The organism is Bacillus sp. X1(2014), from assembly GCF_007678255.1.
Map to the genome: position 1 here is coordinate 1 of NZ_VEED01000041.1, position 12,135 is coordinate 12,135.

11 protein-coding genes are annotated in these 12,135 nt (G+C 38.5%); 7 read left to right on the forward strand and 4 right to left on the reverse strand.

Translation table 11 applies throughout. The annotated features are described in order from the left end of the window. Positions 1-116: 116 nt before the first annotated feature. The 4 genes from jag to rpmH all read right to left on the reverse strand — a co-directional run bounded on the left by jag (position 117) and on the right by rpmH (position 2,192). The gene (gene jag / locus FS608_RS29400; protein ID WP_144556083.1) at positions 117-740 is read right to left on the reverse strand and encodes an RNA-binding cell elongation regulator Jag/EloR; all 624 of its coding nucleotides are present in this window, start codon (positions 738-740) and stop codon (positions 117-119) included. After that, complete coding sequence (gene spoIIIJ / locus FS608_RS29405; protein ID WP_144556085.1) at positions 737-1,513, reverse strand: YidC family membrane integrase SpoIIIJ; 777 nt, start codon at positions 1,511-1,513, stop codon at positions 737-739. Before spoIIIJ ends, jag begins: the two co-directional genes overlap by 4 nt. A 152-nt stretch (positions 1,514-1,665) precedes the next feature. Further along, the gene (gene rnpA, locus FS608_RS29410) at positions 1,666-2,007 is read right to left on the reverse strand and encodes a ribonuclease P protein component (protein WP_144556087.1); all 342 of its coding nucleotides are present in this window, start codon (positions 2,005-2,007) and stop codon (positions 1,666-1,668) included. Between the two features lie 50 nt (positions 2,008-2,057). Then, positions 2,058-2,192 carry a 50S ribosomal protein L34 gene (gene rpmH / locus FS608_RS29415; protein WP_007084526.1) on the reverse strand — a complete coding sequence of 45 codons (135 nt, stop codon included), beginning with the start codon at positions 2,190-2,192 and terminating at the stop codon, positions 2,058-2,060. A gap of 639 nt (positions 2,193-2,831) precedes the next feature. Here rpmH and dnaA point away from each other — a divergent pair. From dnaA to gyrA, 7 genes are all read left to right on the forward strand, one after another. Beyond that, a complete protein-coding gene (gene dnaA, locus FS608_RS29420) occupies positions 2,832-4,178 on the forward strand; it encodes a chromosomal replication initiator protein DnaA (RefSeq protein ID WP_144556089.1) in 1,347 nt (448 codons plus the stop codon). A 194-nt stretch (positions 4,179-4,372) separates the two neighbouring features. Then, complete coding sequence (gene dnaN, locus FS608_RS29425) at positions 4,373-5,509, forward strand: DNA polymerase III subunit beta (RefSeq protein WP_144556091.1); 1,137 nt, start codon at positions 4,373-4,375, stop codon at positions 5,507-5,509. A 123-nt stretch (positions 5,510-5,632) separates the two neighbouring features. Next, the gene (gene yaaA, locus FS608_RS29430) at positions 5,633-5,848 is read left to right on the forward strand and encodes a S4 domain-containing protein YaaA (RefSeq protein WP_098577009.1); all 216 of its coding nucleotides are present in this window, start codon (positions 5,633-5,635) and stop codon (positions 5,846-5,848) included. A gap of 70 nt (positions 5,849-5,918) precedes the next feature. Further along, positions 5,919-7,037, forward strand: coding sequence for a DNA replication/repair protein RecF (gene recF, locus FS608_RS29435; RefSeq protein ID WP_144556092.1), 1,119 nt, complete (start codon positions 5,919-5,921; stop codon positions 7,035-7,037). Between the two features lie 8 nt (positions 7,038-7,045). Then, the gene (remB, locus tag FS608_RS29440; protein WP_098577003.1) at positions 7,046-7,294 is read left to right on the forward strand and encodes an extracellular matrix regulator RemB; all 249 of its coding nucleotides are present in this window, start codon (positions 7,046-7,048) and stop codon (positions 7,292-7,294) included. A gap of 66 nt (positions 7,295-7,360) precedes the next feature. After that, positions 7,361-9,286: a DNA topoisomerase (ATP-hydrolyzing) subunit B gene (gene gyrB / locus FS608_RS29445; RefSeq protein WP_395947845.1), complete on the forward strand. Its 1,926-nt coding sequence runs from the start codon at positions 7,361-7,363 to the stop codon at positions 9,284-9,286. Between the two features lie 26 nt (positions 9,287-9,312). Then, complete coding sequence (gene gyrA / locus FS608_RS29450) at positions 9,313-11,829, forward strand: DNA gyrase subunit A (RefSeq protein ID WP_144556094.1); 2,517 nt, start codon at positions 9,313-9,315, stop codon at positions 11,827-11,829. Positions 11,830-12,135: the final 306 nt, after the last annotated feature.

Consider the following 12,135-nt stretch of genomic DNA (forward strand, 5'->3'; position numbering starts at 1 on the left):
GGTGGAAAAACAGTGAAAAAGTCAAAAGGGGTTCGGAATGTAAACATTCCGAACCCCTTTTGTCGACAATCTGAAACACCCTATCATTCGATAGGATGTTTTAATGACTTATTATATTATCTTTTCGCTGGAGAAATCACGATAAAACGATGTGGTTCCGATCCATCAGAAAATGTCTTCACACGTTTGTTATCAGATAATGCAGCATGAATAACTTTACGCTCATAAGAAGGCATTGGTTCTAAGGTTACATCTTTTCCTGACTTCAGAGCTTTTCCGGCAAGTCGATGAGCTAATTGAACAAGGGTCTCATTCCTTCTTTTCCGGTAATCTTCCGCATCAAGAATCACGGTTAAATACTGATTGGAGAAACGATTGAGGACTAATTGTGTTAAATATTGAAGCGAATTTAGTGTTTGCCCTCTTTTTCCAATTAACAATGCAATCTTTTCTCCGGTCATGATAAAATGAACATGTTTTCCCTCTCGCTTAATTTCTATTTCAGCAGGGGCCCCCATTTGCTCACTTACCTCAGTTAAAAACTTTTTCGCTTCCTCAATGGGATCAATGATAACTGTAACTTTTACCACTGCCGGACGTGATCCAAATATCCCAAAGATTCCCTTTTTACCTTCATCAAGAATATCAATATCTGTGCGGTCTTTGCTGATTTGTAATTGAGCTAAAGCTGATTTTACTGCTTCTTCGACAGTTTGTCCTGTAGCAGTCACCTGTTTCACTTTTTTGCTCCTCCCGCATTACCGGATGCCTTCGCCGTTTTCAGATCCGGTCCTTTAATAAAGTACGTTTGCACAATCATAAAAATATTTCCGACTACCCAATACAAGGAAAGTGCAGCAGGGAAATTAAAGGCAAAAACAACAATCATAATCGGCATCATCCAAAGCATCATCGCCATTTGTGGGTTATGCTCTTGGCCAGCCATCATCAATTTTTGCTGAATAAAGGTAGTAATACCTGCAACAATTGGCAAAATATAGTATGGATCTTTATCTCCTAGGTCAAACCAGAGGAAATTATCTGAAGCAATTTCTCTCGTACGTGAGATTGCATGGTAAAAACCAATTAAAATTGGCATTTGCACGATTAATGGAAAACAGCCGGCCATTGGATTGACTCCATGTTTCGAAAATAGGGCCATCGTTTCCTGTTGCAATTTTTGCTGCGTTTTTTGATCTTTAGAGCTATATTTTTCACGAAGTGCTTTCATTTCTGGCTGCAAGGCTTGCATCGCTTTCGAACTTCTTGTCTGCTTAATCATAAGCGGCAAGATGGCAAGTCGGATGAGGATCGTTACAACAATAATCGATAACCCAAAACTTCCCCCAAGAATAAGTGCTCCTTCTTTAATCAACCAGGATAATGGATAAACAATGTACTCATTCCAAAAACCTGTACTCTCCGAAGTAATCGGCTGTTTTATTTCACTACATCCTGTCAGCAAAATAAAAATAGAAAGTAAGCCGACTACTAGTAATATTCTTCTTTTCAACCAAAGTTTCCTCCTTACAATAAAGATAGTCAAACCACTCTATGTATTATTTTTTTACGTTTTTCAAAGGTATTTTATCATTTACGCAAAGGAATTGTCTTCAATATGATGCAAATTTTCAGGCAAATTCCTTCGCATTTGTGTCTTTACTATCACTTTTTTAAAACCTTTCCGACTTTTAGAACATGGGTCAAACTTTTTTTTACTTCAAAAAAGTCCATTTCAGCTGCTGGTTTCCTGGCAATAATGACATAATCATTTCCTATTACCAGCTGCTCGTTTAACTCAAAGATTGATTGCCTGACATAACGTTTGATCCGATTCCTCGTTACAGCATTTCCAATCTTCTTACTCACAGACAAGCCGATCCGAAAATGATCTTGTCCCTCTTTTGGTAAGGAATAAACAACAAACTGCCGATTGGCAAAAGACTGCCCCTTTTGGAATGCTGCTTGAAACTCTTTATTCTTTTTAATACGTAGCTCTTTTTTCATAAAAACACCCTCAGTCGGATTAGAAAAAAGACCACTGACTTTTCAGTGGTCTATGCTGATAATACTTTTCTTCCCTTTAGACGACGACGAGCTAGAACCTTACGGCCATTAGCTGAGCTCATACGACTACGGAAACCGTGAACTTTACTGTGCTTACGTTTATTTGGTTGATATGTTCTTTTCATTATATGACACCTCCCTAAAGGATGCTATCAAGTTAAGTGACAGTCTTACTCATTATAATAACCTCACCATTAAATTGTCAACCATTCTCTAATATTGTTCCCATTACCAAATTTTATCGAACATGAATTAGCTAATTTCCAGAGATTATATTCTTATATGAACACGTTCGATCATCGCTAATTTTGTACAAGTTAGCTGTTTTAATAAGTCATCATTTCCTTGTGGATATTTTTTCGACATTATTTTAGCTATCCACACAAGATATTGACAGGTTTTGCACAAAACATCTACTTGTGGACAAATACTGTGCACATATTGTTATCGTTGTGGATAAACTACGAAAAGGCATTGCGCCTTAAGCAATTATTTGATATTATATTTGTGTTTTCACTCTGAATAACTTTATCCACACATATACGTTATCCACAAATTGTGGATATCATGTGGATAGTTTATCCTAGGGTACTGTAGAAAGTTGTCCACAAGAGGTGGATATTGTCGAAACTCCACTTTACTTCCTTATTATTTATTATCCACATTCACTGATTCGTATATTTATAAATTAATAGGTTGTACTGACGGTATAAAGAAAAGCGCAATCGCCAATTTAGGACTGCGTACTAAAGGAGGGATATTATTTGGAAAATATTGCAGATCTTTGGCATGCTGCATTGGCTAATATAGAGAAAAAGATTAGCAAACCAAGCTTTGACACCTGGCTTAAGTCCACCAAGGCCCATTCCCTTCAAGGTGATTTGTTGATCATTACGGCGCCCAATGAATTTGCTCGTGATTGGCTGGAAGAACGTTATTCGCAGTTAATCGCCGGAATACTATATGAAATTACTGGCGAAGAGCTTGCTGTTAAATTTATAATTCCGCAAAATCAAAAAGATGCAGATAATGATGTCCAATTACCCCCCAAAAAGGTAAAAAAGGACGATGACCATGGGGAATTTCCTCAAGGTATTTTGAATCAAAAGTATACCTTCGATACATTTGTCATTGGCTCAGGCAACCGGTTTGCCCATGCCGCATCGCTCGCCGTAGCTGAAGCACCTGCAAAAGCATACAATCCCCTCTTTATCTATGGAGGAGTGGGATTAGGAAAAACGCACTTAATGCATGCTATTGGCCATTATGTTTTAGATCATAACCCGGCAGCAAAAGTCGTTTATTTATCATCCGAAAAATTTACGAATGAATTTATTAACTCGATTCGTGACAATAAAGCGGAGAATTTCCGCAATAAATATCGAAATGTTGACATTTTACTTATAGATGATATTCAATTCTTAGCTGGAAAAGAATCAACCCAGGAAGAATTTTTTCATACGTTTAATGCACTTCATGAGGAAAGTAAACAAATTATCATCTCTAGCGACCGGCCGCCAAGAGAAATTCCGACATTAGAGGACAGGCTCAGGTCCCGATTTGAATGGGGTTTGATAACGGATATTACGCCTCCTGATTTAGAAACAAGGATTGCCATCCTTAGAAAAAAAGCAAAGGCAGAAGGTCTGGATATTCCGAACGAAGTCATGCTCTATATTGCCAATCAAATTGACTCCAACATTCGTGAGCTTGAGGGTGCGCTAATCCGCGTGGTAGCCTACTCTTCTTTAATCAATAAGGATATCAATGCCGATCTGGCAGCAGAAGCTTTAAAGGACATCATTCCTAGTTCAAAGCCTAAAGTGATCACCATCTTGGATATTCAGAAGACGGTTGGGGAACTCTTTAGTATTAAATTGGAAGACTTCAAGGCAAAAAAACGGACAAAGTCGCTCGCATTTCCTAGACAAATTGCGATGTACTTATCTCGTGAATTAACGGATTATTCTTTGCCGAAAATAGGAGAAGAGTTTGGCGGGCGTGATCATACGACAGTCATTCATGCGCACGAAAAGATTTCTAAACTTCTTCAATCCGATGCCCAGCTGCAAAGACAAATGAAAGAACTTCATGAACTTTTAAAGGTCTAAAACACGACTGAATTATGTGCATAACTTCTTGGTATTTACACACAGTCTGTCCACATGTGGATAGGCTGTGTTTCCGTTGAAATAATGAGTTATCCACATACTAACAGGCCCTACTAGTACTTCTACTCTTTTTTTAAAAAAATATATTATGTTTTTAATAACAAAAATATGCTTAAAACGGAGGATTACATTCGATGAAATTTATCATCCAAAGAGATCGATTAGTTCAGAGTGTTCAAGATGTTATGAAGGCTGTTACATCAAGAACCACCATCCCTATCTTAACGGGAATTAAAATTACAGCGACGGCTGAAGGTGTTACCCTTACAGGAAGTGATTCAGATATTTCGATTGAATCTTTCATTCCTAAAGAAGATGCTGGTGAAGAAATAATTGAAGTCAAACAAGCAGGAGCGATTGTACTTCAAGCGAAAGTCTTTAGTGAAATCGTCAAAAAGCTGCCGACTGATTCAGTAGAAATTGAAGTACTAGGCTCTCTTCAAACAGTCATTCGCTCAGGGAAATCTGAATTTAACTTAGTCGGTCTTGATGCAGAAGAATATCCTCACCTGCCACAAATAGAAGAAAATAATAAATTTCATATTGCCACCGATTTATTAAAAGCGATGATCAGACAAACACATTTTGCAGTGTCCACCTCAGAAACACGCCCCATCTTGACAGGTGTAAACTGGCGTGTCGAAAATGGGGAGTTAAACTGTATTGCAACAGATAGCCACCGTCTTGCCCTAAGGAAAGCGAAGATTGAAACGCCAAATAACGAAAATTATAATGTCGTTATTCCAGGAAAAAGCTTAAATGAACTTAGTAAAATTATTGATGATAGTAATGAACTGATTGATATTGTTATCACTGAAAATCAAATTTTGTTTAAAGCGAAGCACTTGTTATTTTTCTCAAGATTGTTAGAAGGAAATTATCCAGATACATCGAGACTGATCCCAAGTGAAAGCAAAACGGATGTGACGGTTAATACAAAGGAATTTTTACATGCAATCGATCGTGCGTCTTTATTAGCAAGAGAAGGAAGGAATAATGTGGTCAAACTTTCGACAATTGAAGGTGGACTCATTGAAATTTCTTCAAACACTCCAGAGGTGGGGAAAGTTGTCGAAGAGATTCAAAGTGAAGCGATTGATGGAGAAGAATTAAAGATTTCCTTTAGTGCAAAATATATGATGGATGCCCTAAAAGCGCTTGAAGGGACAGATATCAGGGTGAGCTTTACTGGCGCTATGCGTCCTTTCGTTATTCGCCCGCTTCATGACGAAACGATTTTACAATTAATCTTACCAGTCCGAACATACTAATTTTATATACTTAAAACTCCATGCCACCAAACTATGGTGGCTTTCTTTTAGTTTTCTTTGTAACTCTGTCGATTTTTTAGTAAAATAAAGTATTGAGACCATTTTAGAAACGAGGGTGACGATTTGCCTGAAAAAATTAAGCTTGATACAGAATTTATTACCTTAGGTCAATTCTTAAAACTGGCTGATGTAATACAAACTGGCGGCATGGCAAAATGGTTTTTAAGCGAACATGAAATATTTATTAACGGTGAACAAGATCAAAGAAGAGGAAGAAAGCTGCGCTCCGGTGACAAAATCAGGATTCCTGGCTTTGGAGAGTTTGTCATTACCGAGTAAATTAAGAAGTAATTTATTGAGTAAATTACAAAGTAATTTATTGAATAGCCCAGCTAAAGGATGTTTCCTAATGTATATTGAAAAATTAGCGCTCACCAATTATCGAAATTATGAAGAGTTGTTCGTAGAATTTGAAAATAAAGTAAATGTTATTTTAGGTGAAAATGCCCAAGGGAAGACAAATGTGATGGAATCCATTTATGTTTTAGCAATGGCCAAATCACATCGTACTTCCAATGATAAAGAACTTATTCGCTGGGACCAAGATTATGCTAAAATAGAGGGTAGGGTTCAAAAGCAACATGGTTCATTGCCTTTGCAATTAATTATTTCAAAAAAAGGTAAAAAGGCAAAGTCCAACCATATTGAACAGCGGAAATTAAGTCAATATGTGGGGAATATGAATGTGGTTATGTTTGCTCCTGAGGACCTTAACTTAGTAAAAGGCAGCCCGCAAGTCCGCAGGCGTTTTATTGATATGGAAATTGGACAAGTTTCGCCAATTTATTTACATGATATGAGTCAATATCAAAAAATACTTCAGCAGCGCAATCATTATCTGAAAATGCTGCAGATAAAAAAACAGACTGATCAAACGATGCTGGAGATCTTAACGGAACAATTTATCGGGATGGCTGTGAAAATTGTCACAAAAAGGTTTGAATTCCTGCGTCTCCTGCAAAATTGGGCCAAACCGATTCATCAAGGAATATCGAGAGGCCTGGAAACACTCGAAATTACCTATAAACCGTCTGTAGAGGTATTAGAAGAGCAAGATTTGTCGAAGATGATAGCATGCTTTGAAGAAAAATTCAGCAAGGTTAGAACGAGAGAAATTGAGCGGGGAACAAGCCTTTTTGGTCCCCATCGGGATGACCTTATTTTTACTGTGAATGGCAGAGATGTGCAAACCTTTGGTTCACAAGGTCAGCAGCGAACCACGGCATTATCCTTGAAACTTGCTGAAATTGAATTAATTTATGCTGAGATTGGAGAATATCCAATTTTACTTTTAGACGATGTTTTATCGGAATTAGATGATTACCGGCAGTCTCATTTGCTTAATACGATCCAAGGGAAGGTACAGACCTTTGTGACAACCACAAGTGTTGAGGGAATAGATCATCAAACACTAAAGGAAGCATCAACATTTATCGTTGAAGCCGGAAGGATGAAGAAAGTTAATTGAGGTGAACCATGTATATCCATATCGGGGAAGATATTAATATTAGAGCAAGGGATATTATTTCTATCTTGGATAAAGAGAGTGTTAACAACTCGCCGCTCGTTGAAGAATTCCTCAAGTCTCGAAAGGAAAAGGTAATTAATCTATCTAAAAACCCCTTTAAATCAGTCATTGTCACAAATGACAATGTTTACTTATCCCCGATTTCTTCTGGTACTTTAAAGAAACGTTCAAATCAAATGACTATACATGAATTTTGAAGTTTATTACATGTTTTATAATGATTATATAGATATATTTTTGTCAGAAGGTGCAGGTGAACAAGCATGACTTTGGAACAAAAGGCTGTGGAACAAGCATATGGTGCGGAGCAAATACAGGTTCTTGAAGGACTTGAAGCTGTTCGAAAAAGACCAGGGATGTACATTGGTTCAACAAGCGGTAAAGGGCTTCATCATCTTGTTTGGGAAATTGTAGATAATAGTATTGACGAGGCATTGGCAGGTTTCTGTAATGAAATCAATGTCATCATTGAGGAAGATAATAGTATTACAGTTAAAGATAATGGCCGCGGGATTCCAGTTGATATTCAAGAAAAGATGGGCAGACCTGCTGTTGAAGTTATTATGACTGTTCTTCATGCAGGTGGTAAATTTGGCGGCGGAGGCTATAAAGTTTCTGGAGGACTACATGGTGTAGGTGCATCCGTAGTTAATGCCTTATCTACTGAACTTGAGGTTTATGTCCACCGTGATGGAAAAATCCACCGCATTAAATTTGAACGAGGCGCTGTTGTTTCTGAATTAGAGGTAATTGGTACAACTGACCAAACGGGTACGATTACTCATTTCAAACCAGATGGTGAGATTTTCACGGAAACATTGGTCTATGAATATGACATTCTTGCTACTCGTCTTCGTGAACTTGCATTCCTTAACAGGGGAATAAAAATTACAATAGAAGATAAGCGTGTTGAGAATAAACGGAATGAATATCACTATGAAGGCGGTATTAAATCATATGTAGAGCATTTAAACCGTACAAAAGAAGTGATTCATGAAGAACCAATTTACATGGAGGGAGAACGCGATGGAATTAGTGTTGAAGTCGCACTCCAATATAATGACGGCTATACAGAGAATATTTACTCTTTCGCCAATAACATTCATACGTACGAAGGCGGAACGCATGAATCTGGTTTTAAAACAGCTTTAACAAGGGTTATCAATGATTATGCGCGGAAAAACGGCTTAATTAAGGACAATGATACCAATCTTTCTGGGGAAGATGTACGTGAAGGAATTACAGCGATCGTTTCCATTAAACATCCAGATCCACAATTTGAAGGACAAACCAAGACAAAGTTAGGGAATTCTGAAGTAAGAGCCATCACTGATGCCGTTTTTGCAAGTACCTTTGACAAATTTATGCTTGAAAATCCAGCAGTGGCCAAAAAAATAGTTGAAAAAGGCCTAATGGCTGCGCGTGCAAGGCTTGCGGCAAAGAAAGCTAGAGAACTGACCCGTCGAAAAAGTGCTTTGGAGGTTTCTAGTTTACCTGGAAAATTAGCTGACTGCTCTTCAAAGGATCCTTCTGAAAGTGAAATGTATATTGTTGAGGGTGACTCCGCTGGCGGGTCAGCAAAGCAAGGCCGTGATCGTCACTTCCAAGCGATTCTGCCACTGCGCGGGAAAATTCTTAATGTGGAGAAAGCCCGTTTAGATCGAATCCTTTCTAACAATGAGGTTAGAGCAATGATTACTGCGATTGGAACAGGAATCGGTGAAGATTTTGATATTTCTAAAGCACGTTATCATAAAATCGTCATTATGACGGATGCGGATGTTGATGGTGCTCATATTCGAACGCTTCTTCTAACGTTCTTTTATCGTTTTATGAGGAAAATCTTAGAAGCAGGTTATGTTTATATTGCCCAGCCGCCACTCTATAAAGTGCAGCAAGGTAAACGAATTGAGTATGCCTACAATGATAAAGAACTTGAAAAGATCTTTGCGGTGCTGCCAGCTGCACCAAAACCAAATATTCAGCGATACAAAGGATTAGGCGAGATGAATCCTGAACAATTATGGGAAACAACGATGGATCCTGCTAGAAGAAGTATGCTTCAGGTTAGCCTTGAAGATGCGATTGAAGCGGATGAAACCTTTGATATGTTAATGGGTGAAAAGGTAGAACCACGTCGTAATTTCATAGAGGCGAATGCCCAATACGTGAAGAATTTAGATATATAAAGCAAAGGTGAAAGGAGGTAACAAGTATGGCTGATACACCAAATTCTCAAGTAACAGAGATTAATATTAGTAAGGAAATGAAAGCTTCCTTTCTTGACTATGCAATGAGCGTTATCGTTTCACGGGCCCTTCCAGATGTTCGGGATGGATTGAAACCAGTTCATCGCCGTATTCTGTATGCTATGCATGATCTTGGAATGCATTCAGACAAACCTTATAAAAAGTCAGCTCGTATTGTTGGGGATGTAATCGGTAAATATCATCCACATGGTGACTCTGCTGTGTATGAAACAATGGTTCGGATGGCGCAGGACTTCAACTACCGTTATATGCTTGTTGATGGACATGGAAACTTCGGTTCTGTCGATGGTGACTCTGCAGCTGCGATGCGTTATACAGAATCAAGAATGTCGAAAATCTCAATGGAGTTATTGCGAGATATAAACAAGGATACGATTGATTATCAAGATAACTATGATGGGGAGGAAAGAGAGCCGGTTGTTCTACCAGCTCGATTCCCTAACCTTTTAGTTAACGGGACAACAGGAATCGCGGTCGGGATGGCAACCAATATCCCGCCGCACCAACTTGGAGAAGTAATCGATGGAGTTTTAGCGATTAGTCGTGACCCTGAAATTACTACACAAGAGCTTATGGAAATAATTCCTGGTCCAGACTTTCCTACCGGCGGTATGATCATCGGCCGGAGCGGTATTCGTAAAGCCTATGAAACAGGCAGAGGGTCCATTACGGTTCGTGCTAAGGTAGTCATTGAACAAAAAGCAAATGGTAAAGAAGTTATCATCGTTAATGAATTACCATATCAAGTGAATAAAGCAAGATTAGTTGAAAAAATTGCTGAATTAGCCCGTGATAAAAAAATTGAAGGCATCACTGATTTGAGAGATGAATCCGACCGAAATGGTATGCGGATTGTTATTGAGGTTCGTAAAGATGCGAATGCCAACGTCCTTTTAAATAATTTATATAAACATACAGCACTACAAACTAGTTTTGGAATTAACACACTTGCTCTAGTGAATGGACAACCAAAGGTGTTGACACTTAAACAATGCTTAGTGCATTACCTGGACCATCAAAATGTGGTGATCCGCCGGAGAACCGAGTTTGAACTGCGTAAAGCGGAAGCACGTGCACATATTTTAGAGGGTTTAAGGATTGCGTTAGATCACCTGGATGAAGTAATTAATTTAATTCGCAGCTCACAAACGACCGAAATTGCTCGAGAAGGCTTGATGACTACCTTTAACCTTTCTGAAAAGCAAGCTCAAGCGATCCTTGATATGCGATTACAGCGTTTAACAGGTTTAGAGAGAGAGAAGATTGAGGAAGAATATCAAAGCCTTGTAAAGTTGATTGCTGAATTAAAAGCAATATTGGCTGATGATGAAAAAGTACTTGAAATTATCCGCGAAGAATTGTTGGAAATCAAAGAGCGCTTCAATGACAAACGCCGCACAGAAATTGTTTCAGGCGGAATAGAAAACATTGAGGATGAGGATCTAATTCCTCAAGAAAATATCGTCATTTCCTTGACTCATAATGGTTATATTAAGAGACTTCCAGTTTCCACTTACCGTGCCCAAAGACGTGGCGGCCGTGGAATCCAAGGAATGGGAACAAATGAAGATGATTTTGTTGAACATTTAATAACCACATCCACACACGATACCATCTTATTCTTTACTAACAAGGGTAAGGTATATCGTTCTAAAGGTTATGAAATACCTGAATACAGCCGTACGGCTAAAGGAATTCCGATTATTAACCTCCTTGGTATTGAAAAAGGAGAATGGGTTAATGCGATTATTCCGGTGGAGGAATTTGCGGATGATTGGTTCCTATTCTTTACAACCAAAGAAGGAATCTCAAAGCGCTCTCCATTAACATCGTTTGCCCATATCCGCAACAATGGCTTAATTGCCTTGAGTTTGCGTGAAGGCGATGAATTAATCAGTGTCCGTTTGACGGATGGCAGCAAGGATATTATTATTGGCACCAAAAAGGGTATGTTGATTCGCTTCCCAGAAACTGATGTACGATCTATGGGAAGAACTGCCACCGGTGTGAAAGGTATTTCTTTGGATAGTGACGATGAAGTAGTCGGAATGGAAGTTTTAGAGGAAACCAATGATGTCCTTATTGTAACCAAAAATGGTTATGGAAAACGGACCACTGCATCTGAATACCGTATTCAAGGCAGAGGCGGTAAAGGGATCAAAACCTGCCATGTGACCGAGAAAAACGGCGACCTTGTTTCGATGCGTGCGGTTACGGGTGAAGAAGACCTCATGCTGATTACTACTGGCGGTGTGCTTATCCGGATGGATGTTGGCGGTATTTCCAAGATGGGCCGAAACACTCAAGGTGTGAAACTTATAAGCATGAAAGAAAGTGAAGATGAATTTGTAGCTACAGTCGCTAAGGTAGAAAAAGAAGAGGAAGAAGAAATCCTTGATACTGATTCTACTGATGCGGTGGAAGAACATTCTGATGTGGTAACTACAGAGGATGAAGAATAAATTTGGATGGGGGCACACTAGGTGTGTTCCCTTTTTTTTATTATTCTCTGGTGGGTGGAGATAATGTTATCAGAATAAAATATTTTAAAGATACTTATAGTAAAAAAGAATAGAAAAATCGTTGACTTTTATTTTTACAGATGATATATTTATTAAGTCGCTTACGGGCGATAGAGAAATTGTTCTTTGAAAACTAAACAAACAAAATCGTGCAAACAAACAATAAATCTTAGTTTCTTTTTAAGAAACTAAGCCAACGTAACAAATGAGCTAATCAACTTTCTTGGAGAGTTTGATCCTGGCTCA

What these genes read in the sequence shown, in the direction of transcription:
- dnaN (WP_144556091.1), top strand. Translation starts at nt 4,373, where the DNA reads ATGAAATTTATCATCCAAAGAGATCGATTAGTTCAGAGTGTTCAAGAT.
- remB (WP_098577003.1), top strand. Translation starts at nt 7,046, where the DNA reads ATGTATATCCATATCGGGGAAGATATTAATATTAGAGCAAGGGATATT.
- gyrA (WP_144556094.1), top strand. Translation starts at nt 9,313, where the DNA reads ATGGCTGATACACCAAATTCTCAAGTAACAGAGATTAATATTAGTAAG.
- gyrB (WP_395947845.1), top strand. Translation starts at nt 7,361, where the DNA reads ATGACTTTGGAACAAAAGGCTGTGGAACAAGCATATGGTGCGGAGCAA.
- recF (WP_144556092.1), top strand. Translation starts at nt 5,919, where the DNA reads ATGTATATTGAAAAATTAGCGCTCACCAATTATCGAAATTATGAAGAG.
- rnpA (WP_144556087.1), bottom strand. Translation starts at nt 2,007, where the DNA reads ATGAAAAAAGAGCTACGTATTAAAAAGAATAAAGAGTTTCAAGCAGCA.
- rpmH (WP_007084526.1), bottom strand. Translation starts at nt 2,192, where the DNA reads ATGAAAAGAACATATCAACCAAATAAACGTAAGCACAGTAAAGTTCAC.